The following is a 24,989-nucleotide window of genomic DNA, read 5'->3' as shown; positions in this document are numbered from 1 at the left end:
TGTCCCGCCCGCAGCCTTTTTGTCTTGCCGGCCGCACTGTGCCGCTCACTGGCGACGCCGCCTTCGAGGCTGGCTGCGCCCGCTACAATACCTGTCCAGAAAGTTGAACAGGTCAAAAGGGGAAAATCATGCGAATCGTCAGCTATACCGATGCCCGCAACTCCCTCAAGTCGGTGCTCGACACTGTGGAGAGCGATGCCGACATCACCATCATCACCCGCCGTGACGGGGGCGATGCGGTGGTCATGTCCCTGGCGCATTACCAAAGCATGGCCGAAACCCTGCACCTGTTGTCCAGCCCGACCAACGCCGCCCACCTGGCCGAATCCATCGCCCAGTTCAAGGCCGGCAAGGCCAAGCGGCGCGAGCTGGTGGACGCGTGAGCCGGGGCGTGGCCTTCACCCCAGCGGCATGGGGCGACTACCAATACTGGCAAGGCCATGACAAAAAGACGCTCAAACGCATCAATGCGCTGATCGACGCAGCCCGGCGCGAGCCCTTCCAAGGCATAGGCAAGCCCGAGCCCCTGGTGGGCAACCTGAGCGGGTTTTGGTCGCGCCGCATCGACGACACCCACCGCCTGGTGTACGCGGTGGACGATGCCGACTTGACGGTGATCGCCTGCCGGCATCACTACCAATAGCTTGCGAGGACGACCACTGACCGAACGGAGCAACCGACGATGGCCGAGATGTTCAGCCCCCCACCCCGGCTTGACGATGTGCTTGGAGGCGTGGCTGGGCAAGGACAGGGGCGGCGATGTGCGTTTGGCGGTTGTGTTTTGCTTGGCGTGACGGGCAGATTTGCAAAGCCGTCTTACATCGGCCCTTACATCGAAGCCGGAAACAAAAAAGCCAGCATTGCTGCTGGCTCGAAAATCAACGTAAGCTGTTGATTTGACTGCTGGTGCCCAGGGTCGGACTCGAACCGACACTCCTTTCGGAACCGGATTTTGAATCCGGCGCGTCTACCAATTTCACCACCCGGGCGGGTATCTGGAAAACGAAATTATGGCACAGTGTTGGGTAGCTTTTCGCCCGCAGGGCACATCAACCGCATTTGAACCATGACCGCAGCCTCAGCGCCCGTTTACCCCACCATTGAAGATGCCGTTGGCAACACACCGCTGGTGGCTTTGCAGCGCATTGGCGCCGATGTGTGCCGCACGCGTGGCAATGTCATCCTCGGCAAACTCGAAGGCAACAACCCGGCGGGTTCGGTGAAGGACAGGCCCGCTTTGTCCATGATCCGCCGCGCGGAGGAGCGTGGCGAGATCAAGCCGGGCGACACCTTGATCGAGGCCACCTCGGGCAACACCGGCATCGCGCTGGCGATGGCAGCAGCTATCAAGGGCTACCGCATGGTGCTCATCATGCCGGAGGACTTGTCCATCGAGCGCGCCCAGACCATGAAGGCGTTTGGCGCCGAGCTCATCCTCACGCCCAAGAGCGGTGGCATGGAGTACGCGCGCGACCTGGCCGACAAGATGGTGAAGGACGGCAAGGGCCGGGTGCTGGACCAGTTTGCCAACGCCGACAACCCGCGCATCCACTTCGAGACCACTGGCCCCGAGCTGTGGCAGCAGACCGGCGGACGCATCACCCATTTTGTGAGCGCCATGGGCACCACGGGCACCATCACGGGTGTGTCGCGTTTTCTCAAGTCTCAAAACCCGGCGGTGCGTGTGATTGGCGCCCAGCCCAGCGAGGGCTCGCGCATTCCGGGCATACGCAAGTGGCCGCAGGAATACCTGCCCAAAATTTACGACCCCAGCGCGGTGGACGAACTGGTCTACGTGAGCCAGAACGACGCCGAAGACATGTGCCGGCGCCTGGCGCGCGAGGAGGGCATCTTCGCTGGCATTTCGGCGGCGGGCGCGTGCTGGGTGGCGCTGCAGATCGCGCAACAGGTGGAGAACGCGACGATCGCTTTTGTGGTGTGCGACCGCGGCGACCGCTACCTGTCCACCGGGGTGTTCCCGGCATGAGCGGCGCACATTTTCGCTACTGCCCGCAGTGCGCCACGGCGCTGGCCGAGCGCGTGGAACACGAGGACGGCGGCCTGAAGTCGCGCCTGCGCTGCCCGGCGTGCAACTGGACGCACTGGAACAACCCCACGCCGGTGCTGGCGGCCATTGTGGAAGTGGATGGCAAAGTTTTGCTGGCGCGCAATGCGGCCTGGACGCACCGCATGTTCGCTCTCATTACAGGCTTCATGGAGGCCGGCGAAAGCCCTGAGGAAGGCATTGCGCGCGAAATCGCCGAGGAGACCAACCTGGTGGCCGACGAACTGTCGCTGGTGGGTGTGCACGAGTTCCTGCGCATGAACCAGGTCATCATCACCTACCACGCGCGTTGCCACGGCGAGGTGAAACTTTCGCCCGAGTTGGCCGAGTACAAGCTGTTTGCGCCCGAAGACATCAAGTGCTGGCGGGCCGGCACGGGGCTGGCGCTGGCCGACTGGTTGCGCGGCCGTGGCATCGAGCCAGAGTTTGTGGATATCCCGCGTCAGCCGCCGGCAAACACAGCGACGTAAAATCGGCGCGCAACAGGAACCCCCACGCCATGATCGCTGACAAAGAACTCGACGCCCGCGGGCTGAATTGCCCGCTGCCCATCCTCAAGGCCAAGAAGGCCCTGGCCGACATGACCAGTGGTCAGACGCTCAAGGTGATTGCCACCGACGTTGGGTCGGTGCGTGATTTCCAGGCGTTTGCCAAACAAACCGGCAACGAACTGGTGGCCCAGGACACGGTGGGCACCGACTTCATCTCGGTGCTGAAGCGCCGCTGACCCTCGGCGCGGTTAGGCGCCGTGAGGCGCTGGGAGCGGCGGCGAACACCGCTTCCAGGCCAAAAGGGCTTCAGCCCAGACGCGCCAACTGCGTGCGCAGCTTCTCCAGCGTGGCGCTGAATTCGGCCACGCGTTTGTTCTCTTGCTCGATCACGGCCGGTGGCGCTTTGGCCACAAACGCCTCGTTGGAGAGCTTGCCTTTGGCCTTGGCGATCTCGCCTTCCAGGCGGGCGGCTTCTTTGCTCAGGCGGGCTTTTTCGGCGGCCACGTCCACCTCCACGAACAGGCACAGGCGCGCATCACCCACCACGGACACCGGCGCGGCTTGCGCGGCGGCGCTCCAGGCGGCCTCGTCGGCAAACACCTTCACTTCGCTGAGCTTGGCCAGGGCCTTGAGCACCGGGGCCGCACCCTCCATGAAGGTGGTGTCGCCCAGCACGTACAGCGGCAGGCGTTGCGCGGGTGACACGCCCATCTCGCCGCGCAGGTTGCGGCAGGCGTCCACCAGGCCTTTGAGCTTGGCCACATGGGCGATGGCCGCGGCGTCGATGCGTTCGGGTTGGCTCACCGGGTAGGCCGCGACGCTGACCGACGCGCCACCCCTGCCAGCCACGGGCGCTACCTTCTGCCACAGCTCTTCGGTAATGAAAGGAATGACGGGGTGGGCCAGGCGCAGGATGGTTTCGAGCGTGCGGATCAGCGTGCGGCGCGTGGCGCGCTGCTGCGCCTCGTTACCAGTCTGGATCTGGACCTTGGCAATCTCCAGGTACCAGTCGCAGAACTCGTTCCAGACGAAGTCGTACATGGTGTTGGCCACGTTGTCGAGGCGGTACTCGGCAAAGCCCTTGGCCACCTCGGCCTCCACCTGCTGCAGCAGCGAGACGATCCAGCGGTCGGCCTGGCTGAAGCTCAGGTAGCCGTGGGCCGGGCCACCCACGTCGCACTCGGCCTTGGTGTGTTCCTTCAGGCCACAGTCAAAGCCCTCGCAGTTCATCAGCGTGAAGCGGGTGGCGTTCCAGAGCTTGTTGCAGAAGTTGCGGTAGCCCTCGCAGCGTTTGCTGTCGAAGTTGATGGAGCGGCCCAGTGAGGCCAGGGCAGCGAAGGTGAAGCGCAGCGCGTCAGCGCCGTAGGCGGGAATGCCCTCCGGGAATTCCTTCTGCGTGTTCTTGCGCACGGCGGGCGCGGTTTCGGGCTTGCGCAGACCGGTGGTGCGCTTGTCCAGCAGCGGTTCGAGCGCGATGCCGTCGATCAGGTCCACCGGGTCGAGCACGTTGCCTTCGGACTTGCTCATCTTCTTGCCCTGCGCGTCGCGCACCAGGCCATGGATGTAGACGTGCTTGAACGGCACCCGGCCCGTGAAGTGGGTGGTCATCATGATCATCCGGGCGACCCAGAAGAAGATGATGTCGTAGCCCGTGACCAGGGTGGTGCTGGGCAGGTAGAGGTTGTAGTCGTCGGTGGCCGAGTCGGTCTGGTTCGGCCAGCCCATCGTCGAAAACGGGACCAGTGCCGACGAGTACCAGGTGTCGAGCACGTCGGGGTCGCGCGTGAGCGTCTTGCCCGCGCCCGCTTGCGCCTGTGCTTCTTCCAGGTTGCGCGCCACGTAGACCTGGCCCTGCTCGTCGTACCAGGCCGGGATCTGGTGGCCCCACCACAGCTGGCGGCTGATGCACCAGTCCTGGATGTTGTTCATCCACTGGTTGTAGGTGTTGACCCAGTTTTCGGGCACAAACTTGACCTGGCCAGAGGCCACGGCCTCAATGGCCTTGTCGGCAATCGATGTGCCGCTGGTGTTGTGCTCGTTGCCCTTGGACTGCATGGCGACGAACCACTGGTCGGTCAGCATGGGCTCGATTACCTGGCCCGTGCGGGCGCAACGCGGCACCATCAGCTTGTGCTTCTTGGTTTCCACCAGCAGGCCGGCGGCGTCCAGGTCGGCCACCACGGCCTTGCGGGCCACAAAGCGGTCCAGGCCCCGGTACTTTTCGGGCGCGTTGTCGTTGATGGTGGCGTTGAGCGCCAGCACGCCGATGATGGGCAACTGGTGGCGCTGGCCGACCGCGTAGTCGTTGGCATCGTGGGCCGGCGTGACCTTGACCACGCCGGTCCCGAAGGCACGGTCCACGTACGCATCGGCAATCACGGGGATTTCGCGGTCGCACAGCGGCAGCTTGACGTACTGGCCGATCAGGTGCGCGTAGCGCTCGTCTTCCGGGTGCACCATCACGGCCACGTCGCCCAGCAGGGTCTCAGGCCGGGTGGTGGCCACCGTGAGGTGGCCCGAGCCGTTCACCAGCGGGTAAGCGATGTGCCAGAGGAAGCCGTCTTCCTCTTCGCTTTCCACTTCCAGATCGGACACGGCCGACATCAGCACCGGGTCCCAGTTGACCAGGCGTTTGCCGCGGTAGATCAGGCCTTGCTGGTAGAGCTTGACGAAGGTGTCGGTCACCACGGCGGACAGCTTGTCGTCCATGGTGAAGTACTCGCGGCTCCAGTCCACGCTGTCGCCCATGCGGCGCATCTGGGTGGTGATGGTGTTGCCGCTTTTCTCCTTCCACTCCCACACCTTGGCGGTGAAGGCCTCGCGCCCAAGGTCGTGGCGGCTCACGCCTTGCTCCTGCAGTTGGCGCTCCACCACGATCTGGGTGGCGATGCCCGCGTGGTCGGTGCCGGGCACCCAGGCGGTGTTGAAGCCCATCATGCGGTGGTAGCGGGTCAGGCTGTCCATGATGGTTTGGTTGAAGGCGTGGCCCATGTGCAGGGTGCCGGTCACGTTGGGGGGCGGCAGCTGGATGCAGAAGGACGGTGCCTCGGCGCTGGGCTGGCCCGTGCCGCGCACGCCGGCCACGCCATAGCCGCGCTTCTCCCATTCGGGGCCCCAGTGCGCTTCCAGGGCGGCGGGTTCAAACGACTTGGACAGGCTGTTCAGGCCGGGCTGCTGCGGGGTGGTGTCGGTGGTCATGGGCGAAGCAAAAACGGCAGCCCGAAGGTTGCCGTTGGTCGTGGGTGGCAGAAACGGTGGATTTTACCGGGCGGGCGGGGGCGGTTCGTCCGCCAAGTCGCCCAGCAACTCGCCCGGCAGGTCGCGGGCCAGCGCCAGGCATTGGGTAAGCACCTGCGCGTCGCCAATCTGGTTGGCCAGGGTGAGGATGAGGCGGGCGTTGAGCAGTTCGGACTGCTCGCGTGTGAGGCCCAGGTGGGCGTCGAGCAACTGCTCGTAAAAGCCGTCGGCGTCCTGGAAGTGGGCGGTGGTCTGGAAACCGGTGGTCATGGTTTGGCTCACAAAAAGGTGGGTACGGCCAGCGCGTTTTCGATGGCGTGCACCAGGTCGGCGTCCACCGCTTCGCCGGTGGCGGCCAGGTAGGCGTCGGGGCGCACCAGGGCCCAGGCGTGGCCAAACACGTGGCAAGCGGCCTGCAAGTGGCCCGCGCCGTGCGGGTGGGTATCGCGCACGTGCTCCCGCACCTGGGGCGTGGCCTCGGCGTCCAGCACCTGCACGCTGCACAGCGGCGCACAACACGACAGCAAGGCCAGGCGTTCGCAGGCGGCGGGTGAGAGCTGGCCAAACACCAGCAACAGCAGGCGGCCGTTGGCCCAGCGCAGCAAGTCGTTGAGGGTGCCGGGCGTGTGGTCTGCCCAGAGCAAACCGGCGTTGGGCACCGACGTCCCGGCGTGTGGCGTGTTTTTGGCGCACACCGGCGAGCGGCGGTAGGTGTTGGCCACCGCCATGCGGCCGGTGTTGACCAGTGCTCGCGCAAACGGTTGCTGTCGCGCCAGCGTGATGGCGGCATGGCGGAACAGCTGTTCGGTGGGGCTGCCCGGCCGCAGAAAGCGGTTGGTGCGCCGTGTCACGCGCACGTTTTCGGTGGCGGCCTGGTGCCGTTCGGCGTGGTAGCTGTCCAGCAAACGGGGCGCGGCTTGCCCCTGCACGACGGCGGCCAGTTTCCAGGCCAGGTTGTCGGCGTCGGCGATGCCGCTGTTGCCACCGCGTGCCCCAAAAGGGCTGACGACTTTGGCGGCGTCGCCCATGAAGAACACGCGGCCTGCGCGCAGGTGGTTCACGCATTCGTTGCGGTAGGCGTAGGGGCCCACCCACACGATGTCCAGCGGCACGTCGGGCCCAAAGTGGCGGGCCAGGCGCTCGCGCACCACGTCCTCGCGGCTGATCTCGGCCGGGTCGCTGTCGGGGGGCATCTGGTAGTCGATGCGCCACACCCCGTCGGCCATGGGGTGTTGCCACACGGCGCGGTTGTCGTTGAAGGGAGCTTCTATCCAGGTGTGGCGCTCGGCCGGCGCGGGCGAAGCAAAGCGCACGTCGGCGATACACCAGCGGTCGTCGCCACGCGCGCCGGTGAAAGGCACTTGCAGCCACTCGCGCAAGGGGCTGTGTGCGCCCGTGGCGTCGATCACGTGCTCGGCCTCGATCCGGTAGTCGCCTGCCGGTGTGGACACCGTCAGCGTGGCGAAGTCGGCGTTCTGCTCGAACGCCACCACGCGGTTGCGCCAGCGCAGGTCCACCTGGCCCAGCTCGGCGATGCGATCGACGAGGAAGGCTTCCACGTAAAACTGCTGCAGGTTGACGAAGGGCGGCTGCAGCGAGAGGTTGAAGTTCTGTTGCTGGCGCAAATCGAAGTGGTAAACCTCGTCGTGCCCGGCAAAGGTGCGGCCCACGCTCCACTGCACACCTTTGGCCGCGATGTGTTCGAACACACCCAGGCGGTGAAAGATCTCCAACGATTTCTGGGTGTAGCAAATGCCGCGCGAGGCCGCGCCCTTGACGCCCACGGTGTTGTCTTCGTCCAGCAGCACGGCAGGCTGGCCCAATTGCGCCAGGCAGGCGGCCAGCGTGAGCCCACTGAGGCCACCGCCCACGATGACGATGGGGTGGCGAACCACGCCAGGGGCCGTCAGCTCAGGCGGTGGCACAAAGGGGTACTCGGGCAGCCGGTAGCTGCCGCCTGTGATGCCGACCTGGCCTGAAGCGGGTGATGGGGTGTGCATGGAAATCATTATCAATTGCCATGGAGCGGATAGCCAAATTCAATTCGCTGGATTGGATCGAACAATTAGACCCTGTCGATGCGAGCCGCTATGGTTGTGTGGTCCACAGGGCGTGGTCCTGCGGCGTATCAACCCAACACAGGAGATGAACATGGCTGCACTCAAGGGTTCCAAAACGGAACAGTGCCTGAAGGATGCGTTTGCGGGTGAATCCCAGGCCAACCGCCGCTACCTCTATTTCGCGAACAAGGCCGACGTGGAAGGCCAGAACGACGTCGCAGCCCTGTTCCGCTCCACCGCCGAGGGTGAGACGGGTCACGCCCACGGTCACCTCGAATTCCTGGAGCAGTCGGGCGACCCGGCCACCGGTTTGCCCATCGGCAACACCCGCCAAAACCTGGCCTCCGCCGTGGCCGGTGAAACCCACGAGTACACCGACATGTACCCCGGCATGGCCAAGACCGCACGCGAGGAAGGTTTTGACGAAATTGCCGACTGGTTCGAGACCCTGGCCAAGGCCGAACGTTCGCACGCCAACCGCTACCAGAAGGCCTTGAACGAACTGGTGGATTGATGTTGCAGCCCCGTCGTGCCTTGAGCGCGCCGGGGCGCCCGCTGTTGCTGCAAGCGCTCCGCGAGCGTTTGCAAGAACAACGAGACAAAAGGTGATCTGATGGCCCGAGAAGGCAACCTGGAAGCCCCCACCCGGCACGCACTCGACTGGAAAAATCCGGACTTCTACGACGAAGAAAAGTGTTTCACCGAACTGGAGCGCATCTTCGACATCTGCCATGGTTGCCGCCGCTGCGTGAGCCTGTGTGGGTCCTTCCCGACGCTGTTTGATCTGGTGGACGAGAGCAGCACCCTGGAGGTGGACGGTGTGGCCAAGGCCGACTACTGGAAGGTCGTGGACCAGTGCTACATGTGCGACCTGTGCTACATGACCAAGTGCCCGTACACACCGCCGCATGAGTGGAATCTGGACTTCCCGCACACCATGCTCCGGGCCAAGGCCATCAAGTTCAAGAAGGGCGAGGTCAAGGCATCCGAAAAATTCCTGGCCTCCACCGACGTGCACGGCTCGTTTGCCGGCATTCCCATCGTGGTGCAGGTGGCCAACGCCGTGAACAAGACCCAAGCCGCCCGTGGCGTGATGGAGAACTTGCTGGGCGTGGACAAGAACGCCTGGTTGCCCGAACTGGCCACACGCAAGTTCCGCTCCAGCGCGCCCGAGGCCCGCAGTACCGACGTCAAGGACGGTGAAAAAACACCGGGTAAGGTGGCCATTTTTGCCACCTGCTACGTCAACTACAACGAGCCCGGCATCGGTCACGACCTGCTCAAGATCCTCGACCACAACCACATCCCCTACGTGCTGGTGGAAAAGGAAAAATGCTGCGGTATGCCCAAGCTGGAACTGGGCGACCTGGCGTCGGTGGAGAAGAGCAAAAACGCCAACATCCCGGTGCTGGCCAAATACGCCAAGGACGGTTTTGCCATCCTGAGCGCCGTGCCCAGCTGCACCCTGATGTTCAAGCAGGAGATTCCGCTGATGTTCCCCGACGATGCCGACGTGCAGCGCGTGAAAGAAGCGATGTGGGACCCCTTCGAATACCTCAGCGCACGCAAGCGCGATGGCCTGCTCAAGACGGAGTTTCCGCAGCCGTTGGGCAAGATCAGCTACCAGATTCCCTGCCACGGCCGGGTGCAGAACATCGGCCGCAAGACCGAAGAGGTGCTCAAGTGGATACCGGGCACCGAGCTCAACACCATCGAACGCTGCTCGGGCCACGCCGGCACTTTTGGTGTGAAGAAGGCTTACCACCAGCAGGCCATGAAAATTGGCAAACCGGTGTTCAAGGCCATGGCCGCCATGAAGGACGGCAGCAAGCCCGACTTCATCAGCTCCGATTGTCCGCTCGGTGGCCACCACATTGCCCAGGGATTTGAAGTCAATGGCCTGGGTGCACCCGAGCTGAACCACCCGCTCACCCTGGTGCGCAAGGCCTACGCGTTGAAGTGAGACCACCATGCAACTGACCGGCAACATCACCCCCGACAGCCTCATGACCCTGGAGGCCTACACCAAGTGGCGCAAGGTCCACAAGCCCGATGTCATGGCCCACCGCAAGCTGCGCAGCGTGGTGCTGGGCGAGCACCTGCACCTGCAGTTCGAGAGCGAGACCACCATCCGCTACCAGATCCAGGAGATGCTGCGCATCGAAAAAATCTTCGAGGAAGAGGGCATTCAGGACGAGATCGATGCCTATGCGCCGTTGGTGCCCGACGGCAGCAACTGGAAGGCGACCGTGCTGCTGGAGTACCCGGACATCCACGAACGCCGACGCGAGTTGTCCAAACTCATCGGCGTTGAGGACCGGCTGTTTGTGGAGGTGGAAGGCGCGGCGCGGGTGTATGCCATTGCCGATGAGGACCTGGACCGCGAGAACGAGGAGAAAACATCAGCCGTGCACTTCGTGCGCTTCGAGTTCACGCCCGCCATGTGCGCGGCGATCAAGGCAGGTGCCGCCGTCAAGCTGGGCTGCGACCACACCCATTACCCCGCCCACGTGCAAATTCCCGCCGAGACGCTGGCCAGCCTGGCGGGCGATCTGAAATAGGCCTGCGTCTTCGGGATAATCCAGGGCTTCCCCGAGGGAAGCCTTTTTTTTGCACCACCCCATGCTGTTTTTGATTTCCCCCGCCAAGGCGCTCGATTACGAGACGCCGCCGACCACCGCCACCCACACCCAGCCGCTGTTTGTGCCCCAGGCCAGCGAGCTGATCGCCGTGCTGCGCGACAAGTCGCCGCAGCAAATTGCCGAGCTGATGGACCTGAGCGACCAGCTCTCGGGCCTGAACGTGGCGCGCTACCAAGCCTGGCGCCCCAAGTTCAGCACCCAAAACGCCAAGCAGGCCGTGCTGGCTTTTGACGGCGACGTGTATGGTGGACTGGACGCCAAGACCCTGAGCGAAGCCGACTTGGGCTGGGCGCAACAGCACCTGTGCATCTTGAGTGGCCTGTACGGTGTGCTGCGCCCGCTGGACCTGATGCAGCCCTACCGGCTGGAAATGGGCACCCGCCTGGCCACGCCCAAGGGCAAAAACCTCTACCAGTTTTGGGGCACCCAGGTGGCCGACTACCTGAACCAGCGCGCCACCGCCGATGCCACGCCCGTGGTCATCAACCTCGCCAGCGAGGAGTATTTCAAGGTGGTGGACCGCAAGGCCCTCAAGCCGCGTGTGGTGACCTGTGTGTTCGAAGAGCGCAAGGGCGACCAGTACAAGGTCATCAGCTTCATGGCCAAACGCGCGCGTGGCCTGATGGTGCGCCACGCGGTGTTGCAGCGCGCCGTGTCGGTGGATCAGCTCAAACGGTTTGACGCCGAGGGATACCGGTATATTGCCGAGCTGTCGGAGCCCGACCGCCTCGTGTTTCGCCGCGACCAGGGACGCTGAGCGCCCGCACCTGAGACCGTTTTTTTGGAGTCCACCATGAGCCAAGTGGCCACCCCCGAACTGCAGCAATGGATTGTTGAACAGGCCCGTGCCGGCTGCAAACCCGAGGCCGTGCTCAGCGCCATGATCCAGGCCGGGTGGCGTGAAGACGTGGCCATTGCCGCGATGGAGGCGACCCTGGGCGAACACCTTGCCGCATTGCCCCGCACGACCGCGCCCGAGGCCCCGGCAGAACCCAAACGCTTGCCCGAGCCACAGATGACCGGCCACCCTCGGCAGGTGGACGCGGGTGACCGCCTGGTGGACATCGTCATCAACATGCAGTCGCCCCGGGTCGTGGTTTTTGGCAATTTGTTGTCCGACGAAGAATGTGACGCGCTGATTGCCGACGCCGAACCACGCCTCAAGCGATCGCTCACCGTCGAAACCCAAACCGGCGGCGAGGCGCTCAACGAAGCACGCACCAGCGACGGCATGTTTTTCCGCCGCGGCGAAACACCGGTGGTGGAGCGCATCGAAGCCCGCATCGCCAAGCTGCTGAACTGGCCGCTGGAAAACGGCGAAGGTCTGCAGGTGCTGCATTACCGGCCTGGTGCCGAGTACAAGCCGCACTACGACTATTTCAACCCCACCGAGCCGGGCACGGCCAAAATCCTCCAGCGCGGCGGGCAGCGGGTGGGCACGCTGGTGATGTACCTCAACGACCCCGAGCAAGGCGGTGGCACCACCTTCCCCGACGTGGGTCTGGAAGTGGCCCCCAAGCGTGGCAACGCCGTGTTTTTTGCCTACGACCGGCCCCATCCTTCCACCAAGTCCCTGCATGGCGGCGCGCCGGTGATTGCGGGCGAAAAATGGGTGGCCACCAAGTGGCTGCGCGAACAGGAATTCAAATGAGCGACACCTCCGCCCAGCCCGAGCACTCTCCCCTGGGCAAGGCCAGCGCCTACGTCGACCAGTACGATGCGTCGCTGTTGTTCCCGCTGCCGCGCCTGACCAAACGCGCCGAGATCGGCCTGCCCGGCGCCATCCCCTTTCTGGGTGCCGACCTCTGGACCGCCTTCGAGCTGAGCTGGTTGAACCTGCGTGGCAAACCCCAGGTGGCGCTGGCGCACGTCACCATCCCGTGTGAGACGCCCAACATCGTTGAGAGCAAGTCCTTCAAGCTCTACCTCAACAGCTTCAACAACAGCCGTTTTGCCGATGCCGCCGAGGTGCTGGCCCGCTTGCGTTCCGACATTGGCGAAGCCGTGTGGCGCGGCAGCGCCACCCCGGGCAGTGTGGGCGTGAAGCTGCTGTCGCCCGAGCAGTTTGACCGCGAGGCCGTGCACGAACTCGATGGCCTGAGCCTGGACCGGCTCGACATCGAATGCACGCACTACACCCCCGCGCCCGAGCTGCTGCGGGCCGACACCACACAAGCCCCGGTGACCGAGGTCCTCACCTCCAACCTGCTCAAAAGCAATTGCCTGGTGACGGGCCAGCCCGACTGGGGCAGTGTGCGCATCGCCTACAGCGGCCACCAGATCGACCAGGAAGGCCTGCTGCAGTACCTGGTGAGTTTTCGCAACCACAACGAATTCCACGAGCAGTGTGTGGAGCGCATCTACATGGACATCTGGACGCGCTGCCAACCCACCAAGCTCACGGTGTACGCCCGCTACACCCGCCGGGGCGGGCTGGACATCAACCCCATACGCACCAGCCACCCGCAGCCGCTGCCGGGCAACGTGCGCACGGCACGGCAGTGATGGCGCCCCATCCGGTTCCGTAGCGCTCCTGGCTACGATTGCAAGGACCATCCGGGGGACACCGCCGGGCTGGCTCTGCCAGACGGCTGGTGTCGCCCCTTGAGGGGGATGCGGCCACGCGCAGCGGGCAAGCGACGGGGTGGTTTCAAATCCGGAAGATTTGCACCGAACGTGTCAAGCTCTCGGTGCCGCCGCTGAGCACGTCGGCCGAGGCGGCCGACTCCTCCACCAGCGCTGCGTTTTGCTGGGTCACCGTGTCGAGCTGGGTGATGGCTTCGTTCACCTGCGAGATGCCGATGGACTGTTCTTTGGTGGCGTGGCTGATCTGGCTGACCAGTTCGCTCACCTTGCGCACCTCGGCCACCACCTGGTCGATGGTGCCACCGGCCGCGTCCATCTGGCGCACGCCTTGGGTCACCTGCTCGGCCGACTGACCGATCAGTTCTCGGATTTCCTTGGCCGCCGTTGCGCTGCGCTGCGCCAGCGCGCGCACCTCGCCCGCCACCACCGCGAAGCCCCGGCCTTGTTCGCCCGCGCGCGCGGCTTCCACTGCCGCATTCAGCGCCAGGATGTTGGTCTGGAAGGCGATGCTCTCAATGACCTGGATGATCTCAGTCACCTTGCGCGAGGACTGTTCGATCCCGTGCATCGAACCACGCACGGCCGTGATGGCCTGCTGCCCGCTGCCCGCCACATCGGTGCTGCGCTGTGTCTGGTGGGCCACCTGGTCGGCGGTGTCTGCCGTTTGTTTCACTGTGCTCGACAGCTCCTCCATGGACGCGGCGGTTTCTTCCAGGCTACTGGCCTGCGCCTCCGTGCGGGCCGACAAGTCCATGGCACCGGCCGCAATCTCACGTGCCGACTGGCTGAAGCCGTCGATCTCGCTGCGCACGTCGCCAATCACGGCCCGCAGGTTGATCTGCACCTGCAGCAGTTTGCGGATCAGCGCGCCCATGGGGTCGGGGTACTGGCCGTGCACCGATGTGGTCAGGTTGCAGCTGGCGATGTCGGCCGCAAAACGGTCGGCCTCGGCCAGCGCGCTCACGTAGTGGCGGTGGAACCAGAACAGCAGCCCGGCCACACCCGCGCCCATGGCGACCAGCCGCAGCACCAGGGCCATGGCGCCGCTTTGGCCCAGCAGTTCGGGCAAAAACGAGAGCAGCACCAGGCCCAGCAGGCCGGCGCCCAGGCGGGCGGTGGAGCCGATGTGGCTCAGGCTGCGCAGCGCGCCGCGCCAGCCCAGCGGGTGCACGTGCCCGCCCTTCACCGTGAACGTGTGGCGACCGCTCTCGCGTTCTGCCGCAATCTGCGCGTAAAGGGCCTCGGCGGCCCGCACCTGTTCGCGGGTGGGCACTTTGCGCACCGACAGGTAGCCCACCGGCTTGCCGTTGTCCATGATGGGCGTGACGTTGGCCTCGACCCAGTAGTGGTCGCCGTTCTTGCGCCGGTTCTTCACGATGCCGGTCCAGGGCCGGCCCCGGCCAACGGTTTGCCACAAGTCCTTGAAGGCCTCGGGTGGCATGTCGGGGTGGCGGATCAGGTTGTGGTTTTCACCGATCAGCTCTTCGTGTGTGTAGCCGCTCACCTCCACAAACGCGCGGTTGCAGTGGGTGATGTAGCCCTTGGTGTCGGTGGACGACACCAACATGGTGTGCGCCGGGTAGGCGTATTCCTGTTGCGTGACGGGCAGGTTGGTTCTCATGGTGGCAAGGTCTGTTATTTGACGGTGATTGTCAATGATTCGGCGCCCACCCAACAGCCCGCGCCCTCACCCAGCCACCAGCCCTTGCAACAGGTTCACCGCGTTCACGCCCACTTCGGCCACCGCGTAGCCGCCCTCGAAGGTGACCACGGTGGGCAAGCCCAGCGCCGCGATGTCGGCCCCCACCTGCTGGTAGTCGCCACTGCGCAGGTGAAAGCCCGAAATCGGGTCGCCCTCGAAGGTGTCCAAGCCCGCAGCCAGCACCAAGGCCTGGGCACCGAAGCCGCGCACCGCGTCCAGCGCGCGTTGCAGGGTCGCACGCCAGGTGGGCCAGTTGGTGCCACGGGGCAGGGGCAGGTTGAGGTTGAAGCCGGCGCCATCGTCCGCGCCGCGCTCATCGGCGTGACCCAGGAAGAAGGGGTATTCGGTGCGTGGGTCGCCATGGATAGAAACCGTGAGCACATCCGCACGCTCGTAAAAAATGCTTTGTGTGCCGTTGCCGTGGTGGTAGTCCACGTCGAGCACGGCCACCCGCTCGATGCCGCCGTCGCGCAAGGCCTGTGCGGCCAGGGCGGCGTTGTTGAGAAAACAGTAGCCACCAAAAAAGTCGGGACCGGCGTGGTGACCCGGTGGCCGTGTCAGCGCAAAGGCGCGGCGTTCGCCGGCCAGCACCGCGTCTGCCGCTGCCAGCGCGCAGGCCGCGCCCATTTGCGCGGCGGCCCAGGTGCCGGCCATCAGCGGCGTGCCCGCGTCGAAGGAGTACAGGCCCATGCGGGCGGCAAAATTCTCGGGCTCCACATCGGCGCGAAAGCCCCGCACCGGCCACACCGAAGGCAGGGCGTCGAGCGCGGCGTTGGCCGGATCCACAGCCACCCATTGGTCCCAGGCGCTGGCCAGAAAGTCGAGGTAGCGCGCGCTGTGCACACGCTCCAGACGGCTGCGCTCCGGTGCCGCGTTGGGGGTCAGCAAGTCGCCCATGGGGCGGCGCTGCAGCTCGTTCAGCACATGGTCCAGGCGGTCAGGCACCTCGTGGCAAGGCACCAGGCGGCCACGGTACATCTCTTGGCGGCCGGCGTGTTGGGCGTGAAGGGGGTTGTGGAAAATTTTCATGGGCGCGATTGTCAGCCCAGGTCGGCGAATCGTTTCAACGGTGTCAGCGGCGTGAAGTCGCCCGCGCGTTTTTCCTTCATGGCGGTGAGGGACTCGCGCACGTGGGCGTTGCTCCAGATGGCGCCTTGCAGCCAGCCCATCTGGCGCAGGCTGTCCTCCACCGAGTGGTCGCGCGCGTAGTGCAGCGCCTGTTTGGTGCCCCAGATCGCCACCGGCGGCTTGGCCGCAATTTCGCGCGCACATTGCAAGGCTGCGGCAACGGTGGCCTCGTGGCTCTCGAACACGGCGTTCACCAGGCCCAGCTCGCGCGCCTGCTGCGCGCCCAGGCGCCGGCCGGTGTAGGCCAGCTCTTTCACCAGGGCCATGGGCAGCAGCTTGGGCAGGCGCTGCAGCGTGCCCACGTCGGCCACCATGCCGATGTTGATTTCCTGGATGCAGAAGAAGGCGTCGGCCGAGGCATAACGCACACAGCAGGCGGTGACCATGTCCACCGCACCACCGATGCAGCCGCCTTGAAGCGCCACGATGACGGGCACGCGCAGGTTCTCCAACTGGGTGAAGGTGGCTTGCATGTCGGTCAGCAGATCAAAGATGGCCGCGCGCCCTTCGGGGCTTTGGTCGTCCATTTGAATAGCGCCGGCAAAGGTCTCCAGCGACATGCCCGCGCTGAAATGTTTGCCGGTGCTGCTGATGACCAGCGCGCGCGCCGTGCCCGCGCGGTGCAGCGCGGTCAGCACCTCGCCCAGCTCGCGCCAGAAGGTGGGGTGCATGGTGTTCATGGCCTCGGGGCGGTTGAGCACCAAGTGGGCAACGTGCTCGGTTTCGGTCAGCGTGAAGCAGCGCAGGGGGGGTAGGTTCATGGTGGAGGTGGTGAAATGAAACGGGCCCACCACGGCGGCGGGCAGCCTGCAAAAATGATCAGGCCCAGACCGACAGGCGCGGCGTCTCGGACGTGACAGCGTCCCGCTGCAGACGGGCCAGTTCGCGCACACCTTCGGCTTGCAGCGCTCGGCCGGCGGCGGCCACGCGCAAGTCCTGCCCACTGGGTTCGGCGGGCGCCAAGGCCGCCGCCTGTATGCGCCGGCCCTTGTCGATGTTGGCTTGCGGGCTCTGCTCGGGTGCGGTGTCCACCCCGACCTCGCCGCCTACCGCATAGGCACGGCCGTCGGGCCCGTAGGCATAGGTGTAGCTGGGCCCGCTGGTGACCACGCCCTGACCGGCCGCCATGTGCGCCATTTCGTGGGCGCGCACCTTGGCGTCGGTGGCCTTGAGTTCGGCCACACGTTTGAGTTCGGCCTCGGTCAGTTGTTGGGTGCCTGCCTGGGCCGCACGTGCCTGTGCTTGCCCGGCCGTGTTGCCGGGGTAAGGCGTGGCGGTGGCGTTGCCAATGTTCATGGTGTCGCCCGATTGTCTCGGTCGGGCTGGCAGCGGACAAGTGTCAGTCGTCGCCAAACAGGGGCAGGGTGGCAGGCTCGGGCGCCGGCACCGACTCGGGCGGTGCATCGGCCCGGCTCAAGCCGCCCACACGCACGCCCAGCAAACGCAGGCGGCGCTGCAGCGGCGCACGTTTCAGCGCCAGGCCAGCCGCGCGGCGCAGGGTGGTGGCGTCGGCGGTGGGGGCGGGCAGGCTGTGGTCGCGCGTCACGATCATGAAGTCGTCGAAGCGCAGCTTCACGCCCACCGTTTTGCCCACGTAGCCTTTGCGCTGCAGGTCGGCGGCCACCTGTTCGCACAAGCGGGTGAACACGGCACCCAGCTCGGCCTTGTCGCGCACGGCGTGCAGGTCGCGGTCAAACGTGGTTTCGCGGCTCATGGAAACGGGTTCGCTTTCGGTCACCACCGGGCGTTCATCGCGGCCATGCGCAGCATCGAAGAGCCAGGCGCCGTAAGCCTTGCCAAAATGTTCGATCAGCCAGGGCCGCTCGCGTGCGGCCAGGTCGCCGATGGTGACGATGCCGTGACCCTGGAGTTTTTCGTCGGCCTTGGGGCCGATGCCGTTGATCTTGCGGCAGGGCAGGGGCCAGATCTTGGCCTGCAGATCGGCCTCATACACGATGGAGATGCCCTGTGGCTTGTTGAATTCGCTCGCCATCTTGGCCAGCAGCTTGTTGGGCGCCACGCCGATGGAGCAGGTGAGGCCGGTCGCCTCAAAAATGCTTTTCTGGATCAGCCGCGCCAGCACGCGGCCACCTTCGCGCTGGCCGCCGGGCACCTCGGTGAAGTCGATGTAGACCTCGTCCACACCCCGGTCTTCCATCAACGGAGCGATCTCGGTGATGACTTCTTTGAAGCGGCGTGAAAAACGCCGGTATTCGGCGAAGTCCACCGGCAACAGCAAGGCGTCGGGGCACAGCTTGGCGGCTTTCATCAGGCCCATGGCCGAGCCCACGCCAAAGGCGCGCGCCGCGTAGGTGGCGGTGGTGATCACGCCCCGGCCCACATAGCCTTTCAGGCGCGGGAAAGCGTCCACCGGGATGCGATCCAGCTCGTTGCCGTACGCGGCCGCCAGCGCATCGTCTTCCTGCCGTCGGCCGCCGCCAATGACCACCGGCAGGCCCTTGAGCTGCGGGTAGCGCAGCAGCTCCACCGACGCGTAAAAGGCGTCCATGTCGAGGTGGGCAATGCGTCGCATGGTGGGGCAGGCTGGGTGGGGTCGGCGCGCAGGATAGCACCCGCCAGCGCCCGCCAGCGGGATGGGGCAGGCACAATCGCGGGCATGTTGCGTCGCACCTGTATTTCGGCCTCCGTGGCCTTCGCAGCCATGGCACTGCTGGTGGCCTGTGGCCGTGACACGCGCCACCAGGCCGTACCCACCGGCCAGACCGTGCTCGCCTTTGGCGACAGCGTGACCCATGGCACCGGCGCGTCTGCGGGCGAAGACTGGCCCACGCTGTTGGCCGCCGCCACCGGTTGGCAGATGGTCAACGCGGGTGTGCCGGGCGACACCGCGCAGGCGGCGCAGGCACGTTTGCCGGCCTTGCTGGCGCAGCACCGGCCTGCGCTGGTCATCATCGAAATCGGTGGCAACGACTTCCTGCGGCGGCGCACTGCCGCCGATGTGAAGGCCGATGTGCGTGGCCTGATCCAGGCCGCCAAGGGCAGCGGCGCCCAGGTGGTGCTGGTGGCGGTGCCGGCGCTGTCGCTGATGGCTGCGGTGGCAGGGCGCCCCAGCGATGCGCCTTTGTACGCCGAGCTGGCCGAAGAGGAACAGGTGGCGCTGGTGCCCGAGGTGTTCTCCCGCGTGCTGGGCGACGCCGCCCTGCGCACCGATCCCGTTCACCCCAACGCCGCCGGTTACCGGGAGATGGCACAGGGTTTGCATCAGCGACTCAAGGCGCTGGGGATCGCGCCGTGAAGGGGCTTGGGGTGAAGGCCATTCGTTGAAAGTTTCACCCCTCTAGAATCGCGCGACCCCCCCCCCACGGCAGCCAACATTGAACCGCATCTCCATCGTCATCCCCTGCTTCAACGAAGCCCAGGCACTTGACCAACTGTTCGACCGCCTGGACCAGGCCTTGGCGGCGGTGGAGGGGGCCACCTTCGAGATCGTGTGTGTCAACGATGGCAGCCGCGACAACACGCTGGCGCGCCTGCTGGAATGCCAGCAACAACGCGACGAACTGGTGGTGGTGGACCTGAGCCGCAACTTTGGCAAGGAGTCGGCCTTGTCGGCCGGCATCGCGGCGGCCACAGGCGATGCGGTGGTGCCCATGGACGCCGATTTGCAAGACCCGCCCGAACTGCTGGCGCAACTGGTGGATTTGTGGCGCCAGGGTTTTGAGGTGGTGGTGGCGCGCCGCGCCGACCGGTCGTCCGACAGCTGGCTCAAGCGCGTCACCGCAGGCGCCTTCTACCGCGCGCACAACGCCATGTCCGACATCCAGATCCCCAACAACGTGGGCGATTTCCGGCTCATGGACCGCGCCGTGGTGGACGTGCTCAATGCCTTGCCCGAGAGCCGCCGTTTCATGAAGGGCCTGTTCGCCTGGGTGGGTTTTCGCACCGCGGCGGTGGACTACGTGCGCGAAAGCCGCGTGGCTGGCACCAGCAGCTTCAACGGCTGGCGGCTGTGGAACCTGGCGGTTGAAGGCATCACCGGCTTTTCCATCACACCCCTGCGCATCTGGAGTTACCTGGGGCTGGCGGTGGCCGCTGTGTCGCTGGCCTGGGGCACCTGGATTCTGGTGCGCACCCTGATCTTTGGCCACGACATCCCGGGCTACGCCTCGCTGTTCGTGGCCGTCACCTTCCTGGGCGGTTTGCAGTTGATTGGCATTGGCATCGTGGGCGAGTACGTGGGGCGCGCCTACATCGAGAGCAAACGCCGACCGCCGTTTGTGGTGCGGCGGGTGTACCGCTCACCAGCCAGCACGACCGACTGACCATCGGTGCGGCGCGTCAGCTGCGGCTGCGGGGCTTTTTGGCCGGGCTCGCCGGTTTCGCGGGCTTGGCCACTTTGGCGCTGGCGGGGCGCTGCGCCAGGTCGTCCAGCCACAACAGGCTGTCCAGCTGGGCCATGAAACGGCGCAGGTAGTCGGGTGAGAGTTCGCGCATCAACGCCAGCGAGCGCAACACCAGGGCATGGGAGTTGAGCGGGCCCGCGTTGTCGGGGCTGCGGCCTATGGCTTGTGCCACCTGGTCTTCGGCCGCATAACGCGACCAGCTGGCGCGAAAACGCCGCAGGCTGGGCAATTCGGTCGGGTCGATGGCCTCGCCGGCCAGGGCGGCGTCGCGCACATCGCGTTCGCGCCGTTGGCCCAGGGTGTCGTTCAGCGTGCGCAGCAGGGCCTGACCCTGGCTCTGGCTGTGAGTGGGCGCCACCGGGCGCGCGGCCGCCATCTCGTGTTCACACGCTTGCACGGCCCGTTCCAGTGCGGCTTCCAGGTGGACCGACACCGCTGGCGGCAGCGTTGCCAGCCGCGCCTGCAAAGACTGCGCGTGGTGCCAGCGCCAGGGCAGCCGCGCGGGCGCACCCGCCTCGCGCAAGCTTTGCAGCCGCTGGCCGATGGCGGCGGGGGTGCTGTTCTGGGTGTCGCTCACGGCCTGGGTGTGGGGTGGGCTTTGGGCACCGGGGCCATTTCCACCCGGCGGTTGAGGGCACGCCCGGTTTCGTTGCTGTTGCTGGCCACGGGTTGCTCGGCACCGAAGGCGGCCGAAAACACCTGCGAGGACGGCATGCCTTCGTCGATCAGCGCGCGGGTGACGGTCAGCGCCCGCTGGGCCGAGAGTTCGAGGTTGTCGTTGAAACGGCGGTTGCCCTGCTGGATGCGCTGGTTGTCGGTGAAGCCGCTGACCATCAGCATTTCGTCGCGCTCGCTCAGGTACACCTTGAGCGGCGGCACCAGGCTTTGCAGCAACTGCCGGCCTTCGGGGCGCAGCTCGTCGGAGTTGACCGGGAACAACACGCTGCCGCTGATGCCGATGCGGCCGTTGGCCAGTGTGACGCGGCCCGATTGCAGCGGAATCGCCAGCGCCTTTTCCAGCGCCATGCGGCGCTGCTCTTCGGCGCGGCGCTTCTGCACCTCGGATTCGAGGTTGGCCATCAGGTCCATCTGCACCACCAGCACGCCCACCAGAATCAACACAAAGGCGCCCAGCAGGCCCGACATCAGGTCGCCAAACACCGCCCACACGGGCGCGGTTTGCTCGATGCCGTCGTCCACGCCATCGGCGTGGTGCTGGCCCATCACGCGGCGCTCCCTTCAGGCACGGCAGCGGTGTGTGCGCGCAGGCGGCGCATGTCTTCCACCAGGCCTTGTTGTGAGCTGATGCTGAGGTCGATCACCTCACGCGCCTGCGCCACGTAGTAGGCCAGTTGTTCGTCGCTGCGGGCCATGCTCTGCTGCAGCGTGCCTTCGATGCGTTGCAAGGTGTCCATGAGCTTGTCGTTGCTGGCGCCGAACTGCGCCACACTCTGGCCAAAGGCCTCGCCCAGGCTGGCCAGCTCCACCGCGCTGGCGTTCACGCGTGTGGCCACATCGGCCGCGTGTGTGGCTTGTGCACCCAAGGTGCTGGCCACCTGCTGCCCGGTGTCTGCCAGGGCAGCGGCGGCGTTGCCCACCAGGGATTCGATGGCCGCACGTTGCTCGGTGGTGGTTTGCTGCACGGCCAGCAGCAGCGTGCCCAGCTGCTGCACCAGGGCGTTGCGTTCTTCCAGCGCGGCGTTGTCGCGCTCGGACAAGCGGGTCATCTCGCCTCGCATCTGCGCAATCACCTCGGCCGCTGCCTGTGGCACTTCCGACGCGGTTTGTATCAGGCGGGTCATGGGGGTTTCCAGCGCTGCGCCCAGGGTGGCCAACTGGCGTGCCAGCGCGTCTTGCAACTCGCCCAGGCGGGCCACGGCGGCGTCGCCACGTGCGGCCTCGTCCTGGCGCAGCGCCGCCAGTTCGGTGCGCCAAAGGGCGGCCAGTTCTTGGGTGTGTTCGGTCTGCTGTTGTGCCCAGGCCGCCTCGGTTTCCATGCGGGCTTGCACCAAGGCGTCAGATTGGCTCAGCAGGCGGGTGATCTGCTCAGCCGTCTGGCTGCTGTGGTCGCGGTTGTGTGAGCCGATCTCTGCCGCCGTGCGGGCCAGGGCGTCGCACATGGCCTGCTGCTGCGCCAGCGTCTGGGTGCCAGCACGCTGCCATTCGGTGTGCAGGGTGTGGGCCACGGCCTGCAGTTGGTTCGTCCACAACCGCAGCCGTGCCTCTTCGGCTTCGGCTTGTGCTGCCAGCGCTTGTTTTTGTGTGGTGTTCAGGTGGTCCAGCAGGGCGGTGGATCGGGCGTCGATCTGCTGCGTGAAGCCGCCCAGGGTTTGGGTCAGGTCGGCGGACAGGGACTGGTGGCTGTGCTGTTGCGCTTCGAGGGCGCTGCGCCACCCGTCCGACACCCCGTGTGCGGTGGCGCTGAAGTCCTGTGCCAGGCGGTGCAACTGTGCCTGCGTGGCGTCCACCTGGCGCTGGTGGCTGGCCTGCGATTCGCGCGCGATCTCGGCCATGGTGGCCTCGACCACCGGACGGATGCTGTCGCCTGCGGCGCGTGCGCCTGCGGTCAGGGCTTCTTGCAGGCTGCTGCCCACGGTGCGCGCCAGCTCGGTGTAGGCCACGCCCACCTCGCGGTGGAACTCGGCCTGCTGGCCCAGCAGTTGGTCGTTGAGTTGCTGGCTGCGGCGTTCCAGCCCGTCCATCATGGCCTGCAGGTGTTTGACCACCTCGGGCAGGGCTTGCGCCTGCTGCTGCAAGGCCTTGTGGGTTTCCTCGCGCTGATGCACCCGCGAGAAGGGGCGCAGCGCTTGCGCCATGTGGGCTTCGAGCCGGCGCGCCACCTCGGCGCGTTCGCGCCGCGCCATGACGGACATCAGCCCCAGCGCGGCCGATGCGGCCACACCGGCCACCGAGGTGCCGAAGGACAGGCCCAGCCCCTTGATGGGCGCGGCCAGTGCGGAGCGAATGGCTTGCAAATCGGCCGAACCTTCCAGCGCGAACACGGCGCCCTTGAAGGTCAGGACCATGCCCACAAAGGTGCCCAACATGCCCAGCATCACCAGCAGGCCCACCAGGTAGGGCGTGAGGGCCGGGCCGGGCAGGGCCAGGCGTTCCCCTTCGATGCGCGAGCGCACGGCCGCACGCAGGCCAGCGGGCACCTGGCCCAGCCAGGCGGCCATGTCGATGGGGGTGCTACCGAGTTGGGCCAACGCGCTGTCCAGCGACGTGGTGGTGTGGCGGTAGCCACGCAGTTCGTGGGCGCCCAGCAGGTAGGTGGCGGCGATCAGCACCGTCATCACCAGCGCCAGTGGGCTGTGGCCCACAAAGCCCAGGCCAATCCAGGCCACGGTCAACAGGCCGGCCCCGAAGGTGGCCCCAAAAGCGAATCGGTTCATTGTGTTGTCTGGGGGCTTGCGCCCCATGCTTCCATCATTCCGACGACCGGTTGCAGGCGCAGGTGCAGCTCCGCCAACACGATCGCCTCCCATTCCCGGCCAAACACCACCGGCCCGGCGCCTGTGGCGGCGCACAGTTGTTCGAATCGTTTCTCCAGCAGCACCGGCACTTGGCCCAGCAGCTTGTGTTCGCGCGCGGCCAGGGTTTGCTCCATCAGCGCGTCCAGCGCGGCCAGCGGCCGCAGGTGGGGCTGGCTGCGGGCCAGCACCTGCCGCACCTGGGCGCGCAGCGGCCCGATCTTCAAGGCCATGTCGCGTTGCAGCTCCAGGTGGCGTTTGAAGAAGCGGTTGTAGCCGGGCTCGGGCGCTTCGGGCTCGGGGGCGGGCGGTGGCACCGGCACCCGCCGCAGCGTGGGTGCTGCGCCCTTGCGTGCTGTGGCATCGGGCGCTGGCCGCTGCCCGGTGATGGCCGCCACCAGGGCCGCACGGGTGCGCTGGAACGATGTCACCGCAGCCTGTTGCGCCGCATCGGCCGCCGGGTGGCTGGGTGCACTTGCCGCAGCGGCCGTGCCCACCGATTGGTGGATGCCATGTAGGGCCACGGCATCGAAGGCGTTGAGCCACAGGCTCAGGCGCTCGGCCAGGTCTTCGCGGGGCGCACCCGTGCCCGCGCCGGTGGCTTGTGCCAACAGACGGACCAAGGTTGAACTGCTGAAGTTCGTGCGCGACAACATGCCTCCAAGGGGGTGGTGGCCCTGCGCCGACATGGCCAGGGCGGTGGCGCTGGAACAGCGCCGGGTCGCCGCGATCCGCTATCAGAACCATCGAATTCATCAGATGAACCGGGTTCTGGCGGCGCGGCGACAACCCTCCATTAGAAACCATCCGGGCCATGGCCCCGGAAGTGCGCCACCGGCGCGGGCTCAACCGGTGGCTGGCGCACCTTCGCCCAGGCGGCTGAAATAGGCGTCCACCGGCGGGCGGGGGCGTGGCTTGCGGGCCTCCCGCACATGGCCGATGTTGATGAAACACAGCGCGTCTTCATCGGCGTGGAGTGCGAACAGACCGCGCAGGGCGTCGGACACCAGGGCCTTGCCGCTGGTCAGGCCCGAGCCCAGGCCCATGGCGGCGGTGAGCAGCAGCATGTTCTGGATGGCGGCCCCGGCCGACAACACCCGTTCGTGCGCGGGCACCTCCGGGTCGCCACCGCGCACGCGGCACACCGCCAGCAGCAACCAGGGCGATCGGTGGGCTTTTTCGCGGGCCTGTTCCAGCTCCTCAGCGCTGGCGGCGGGGTCGCGTGCCAGAAGAGCGTCGGC

At 66.1% G+C, this 24,989-nt stretch carries 27 protein-coding genes and 1 tRNA gene; 14 read left to right on the top strand and 14 right to left on the bottom strand.

All coding sequences use genetic code 11. The annotated features are described in order from the left end of the window. Positions 1–128 precede the first annotated feature (128 nt). The 3 genes from ACFQPB_RS06775 to ACFQPB_RS06765 are packed head-to-tail and all read left to right on the top strand — an operon-like array spanning position 129 to position 895. Positions 129–383, top strand: a complete 255-nt coding sequence (locus ACFQPB_RS06775; RefSeq protein ID WP_382221054.1) for a type II toxin-antitoxin system Phd/YefM family antitoxin — start codon at positions 129–131, stop codon at positions 381–383. Then, the gene (locus ACFQPB_RS06770) at positions 380–643 is read left to right on the top strand and encodes a Txe/YoeB family addiction module toxin (protein WP_382221052.1); all 264 of its coding nucleotides are present in this window, start codon (positions 380–382) and stop codon (positions 641–643) included. Before ACFQPB_RS06775 ends, ACFQPB_RS06770 begins: the two co-directional genes overlap by 4 nt. Before the next feature lie 39 nt (positions 644–682). Further along, a complete protein-coding gene (locus ACFQPB_RS06765) occupies positions 683–895 on the top strand; it encodes a hypothetical protein (RefSeq protein ID WP_382221049.1) in 213 nt (70 codons plus the stop codon). Positions 896–904: 9 nt separating this feature from the next. Here ACFQPB_RS06765 and ACFQPB_RS06760 read toward each other — a convergent pair. Continuing rightward, positions 905–989, bottom strand: a tRNA-Leu gene (locus ACFQPB_RS06760). Between the two features lie 77 nt (positions 990–1,066). Here ACFQPB_RS06760 and cysM point away from each other — a divergent pair. Genes cysM through ACFQPB_RS06745 form a run of 3 tightly spaced genes read left to right on the top strand, consistent with a single transcriptional unit; the run spans position 1,067 to position 2,792 of the window. Then, positions 1,067–1,987, top strand: a complete 921-nt coding sequence (gene cysM / locus ACFQPB_RS06755) for a cysteine synthase CysM (RefSeq protein ID WP_382221046.1) — start codon at positions 1,067–1,069, stop codon at positions 1,985–1,987. Next, positions 1,984–2,535 (top strand): NUDIX domain-containing protein, encoded by a 552-nt coding sequence (locus ACFQPB_RS06750; RefSeq protein WP_382221043.1) that lies wholly within the window; start codon positions 1,984–1,986, stop codon positions 2,533–2,535. The genes cysM and ACFQPB_RS06750 overlap by 4 nt, the downstream gene beginning before the upstream one ends. Positions 2,536–2,564: 29 nt before the next feature. After that, a complete protein-coding gene (locus tag ACFQPB_RS06745) occupies positions 2,565–2,792 on the top strand; it encodes a sulfurtransferase TusA family protein (protein ID WP_382202985.1) in 228 nt (75 codons plus the stop codon). A gap of 70 nt (positions 2,793–2,862) precedes the next feature. Here ACFQPB_RS06745 and ACFQPB_RS06740 read toward each other — a convergent pair whose 3' ends face one another. From ACFQPB_RS06740 to ACFQPB_RS06730, 3 genes are all read right to left on the bottom strand, one after another. Continuing rightward, positions 2,863–5,754, bottom strand: coding sequence for a valine--tRNA ligase (locus ACFQPB_RS06740; protein WP_382221041.1), 2,892 nt, complete (start codon positions 5,752–5,754; stop codon positions 2,863–2,865). Between the two features lie 63 nt (positions 5,755–5,817). Further along, positions 5,818–6,063 (bottom strand): DUF2783 domain-containing protein, encoded by a 246-nt coding sequence (locus ACFQPB_RS06735; RefSeq protein WP_382221039.1) that lies wholly within the window; start codon positions 6,061–6,063, stop codon positions 5,818–5,820. An 8-nt stretch (positions 6,064–6,071) separates the two neighbouring features. Then, a complete protein-coding gene (locus tag ACFQPB_RS06730) occupies positions 6,072–7,793 on the bottom strand; it encodes an FAD-dependent monooxygenase (protein ID WP_382221037.1) in 1,722 nt (573 codons plus the stop codon). Positions 7,794–7,944: 151 nt separating this feature from the next. Here ACFQPB_RS06730 and ACFQPB_RS06725 point away from each other — a divergent pair, with 151 nt between their 5' ends. From ACFQPB_RS06725 to queF, 6 genes are all read left to right on the top strand, one after another. Then, positions 7,945–8,367, top strand: a complete 423-nt coding sequence (locus ACFQPB_RS06725; RefSeq protein ID WP_382221034.1) for a rubrerythrin family protein — start codon at positions 7,945–7,947, stop codon at positions 8,365–8,367. Between the two features lie 99 nt (positions 8,368–8,466). Then, the gene (locus tag ACFQPB_RS06720; protein WP_382221031.1) at positions 8,467–9,816 is read left to right on the top strand and encodes a (Fe-S)-binding protein; all 1,350 of its coding nucleotides are present in this window, start codon (positions 8,467–8,469) and stop codon (positions 9,814–9,816) included. A gap of 7 nt (positions 9,817–9,823) precedes the next feature. Then, complete coding sequence (locus ACFQPB_RS06715) at positions 9,824–10,414, top strand: DUF3501 family protein (RefSeq protein ID WP_382221028.1); 591 nt, start codon at positions 9,824–9,826, stop codon at positions 10,412–10,414. 61 nt (positions 10,415–10,475) lie between these two features. Then, positions 10,476–11,252, top strand: a complete 777-nt coding sequence (gene yaaA, locus ACFQPB_RS06710) for a peroxide stress protein YaaA (protein WP_382221026.1) — start codon at positions 10,476–10,478, stop codon at positions 11,250–11,252. Positions 11,253–11,288: 36 nt separating this feature from the next. Then, complete coding sequence (locus tag ACFQPB_RS06705) at positions 11,289–12,146, top strand: 2OG-Fe(II) oxygenase (protein WP_382221023.1); 858 nt, start codon at positions 11,289–11,291, stop codon at positions 12,144–12,146. Beyond that, positions 12,143–13,000 (top strand): NADPH-dependent 7-cyano-7-deazaguanine reductase QueF, encoded by an 858-nt coding sequence (queF, locus tag ACFQPB_RS06700; RefSeq protein ID WP_382221020.1) that lies wholly within the window; start codon positions 12,143–12,145, stop codon positions 12,998–13,000. The genes ACFQPB_RS06705 and queF overlap by 4 nt, the downstream gene beginning before the upstream one ends. A 145-nt stretch (positions 13,001–13,145) precedes the next feature. Here queF and ACFQPB_RS06695 read toward each other — a convergent pair whose 3' ends face one another. The 5 genes from ACFQPB_RS06695 to dinB form a co-directional block, all read right to left on the bottom strand. Continuing rightward, positions 13,146–14,702, bottom strand: coding sequence for a methyl-accepting chemotaxis protein (locus ACFQPB_RS06695; RefSeq protein ID WP_382221018.1), 1,557 nt, complete (start codon positions 14,700–14,702; stop codon positions 13,146–13,148). A gap of 66 nt (positions 14,703–14,768) precedes the next feature. Next, complete coding sequence (locus ACFQPB_RS06690; protein ID WP_382221015.1) at positions 14,769–15,812, bottom strand: histone deacetylase family protein; 1,044 nt, start codon at positions 15,810–15,812, stop codon at positions 14,769–14,771. An 11-nt stretch (positions 15,813–15,823) separates the two neighbouring features. Continuing rightward, complete coding sequence (locus tag ACFQPB_RS06685; protein ID WP_382221012.1) at positions 15,824–16,672, bottom strand: enoyl-CoA hydratase-related protein; 849 nt, start codon at positions 16,670–16,672, stop codon at positions 15,824–15,826. Between the two features lie 58 nt (positions 16,673–16,730). Then, positions 16,731–17,207, bottom strand: a complete 477-nt coding sequence (locus tag ACFQPB_RS06680; RefSeq protein ID WP_382221010.1) for a putative metalloprotease CJM1_0395 family protein — start codon at positions 17,205–17,207, stop codon at positions 16,731–16,733. Positions 17,208–17,250: 43 nt separating this feature from the next. Further along, on the bottom strand, positions 17,251–18,444 hold the full coding sequence (gene dinB, locus ACFQPB_RS06675; RefSeq protein WP_382221007.1) for a DNA polymerase IV: 1,194 nt from the start codon (positions 18,442–18,444) through the stop codon (positions 17,251–17,253). 84 nt (positions 18,445–18,528) lie between these two features. Between dinB and ACFQPB_RS06670 the strand changes: the two genes are divergently transcribed. Further along, positions 18,529–19,167 carry a GDSL-type esterase/lipase family protein gene (locus tag ACFQPB_RS06670; protein WP_382221004.1) on the top strand — a complete coding sequence of 213 codons (639 nt, stop codon included), beginning with the start codon at positions 18,529–18,531 and terminating at the stop codon, positions 19,165–19,167. 79 nt (positions 19,168–19,246) lie between these two features. After that, the gene (locus tag ACFQPB_RS06665; RefSeq protein WP_382221001.1) at positions 19,247–20,194 is read left to right on the top strand and encodes a glycosyltransferase family 2 protein; all 948 of its coding nucleotides are present in this window, start codon (positions 19,247–19,249) and stop codon (positions 20,192–20,194) included. Between the two features lie 16 nt (positions 20,195–20,210). On the opposite strand, the gene ACFQPB_RS06660 is transcribed toward ACFQPB_RS06665, so the two are convergent. The 5 genes from ACFQPB_RS06660 to ACFQPB_RS06640 form a co-directional block, all read right to left on the bottom strand. After that, positions 20,211–20,852: a DUF2894 domain-containing protein gene (locus tag ACFQPB_RS06660; protein WP_382220998.1), complete on the bottom strand. Its 642-nt coding sequence runs from the start codon at positions 20,850–20,852 to the stop codon at positions 20,211–20,213. Next, positions 20,849–21,499, bottom strand: coding sequence for an OmpA family protein (locus ACFQPB_RS06655; RefSeq protein WP_382222012.1), 651 nt, complete (start codon positions 21,497–21,499; stop codon positions 20,849–20,851). The genes ACFQPB_RS06660 and ACFQPB_RS06655 overlap by 4 nt, the downstream gene beginning before the upstream one ends. Beyond that, positions 21,499–23,670, bottom strand: coding sequence for a DUF802 domain-containing protein (locus ACFQPB_RS06650; RefSeq protein WP_382220995.1), 2,172 nt, complete (start codon positions 23,668–23,670; stop codon positions 21,499–21,501). The genes ACFQPB_RS06655 and ACFQPB_RS06650 overlap by 1 nt, the downstream gene beginning before the upstream one ends. Beyond that, positions 23,667–24,404, bottom strand: coding sequence for a DUF3348 family protein (locus ACFQPB_RS06645; protein ID WP_382220992.1), 738 nt, complete (start codon positions 24,402–24,404; stop codon positions 23,667–23,669). The genes ACFQPB_RS06650 and ACFQPB_RS06645 overlap by 4 nt, the downstream gene beginning before the upstream one ends. A gap of 189 nt (positions 24,405–24,593) precedes the next feature. Next, on the bottom strand, positions 24,594–24,989 hold a 396-nt coding region (locus ACFQPB_RS06640; protein WP_382220989.1), incomplete at its 5' end, for a nitroreductase family protein.

This window comes from Hydrogenophaga atypica, from assembly GCF_042665215.1.
Lineage (GTDB): Bacteria > Pseudomonadota > Gammaproteobacteria > Burkholderiales > Burkholderiaceae_C > Hydrogenophaga > Hydrogenophaga defluvii_A.
This window is presented reverse-complemented; position numbering and strand designations above follow the sequence as displayed.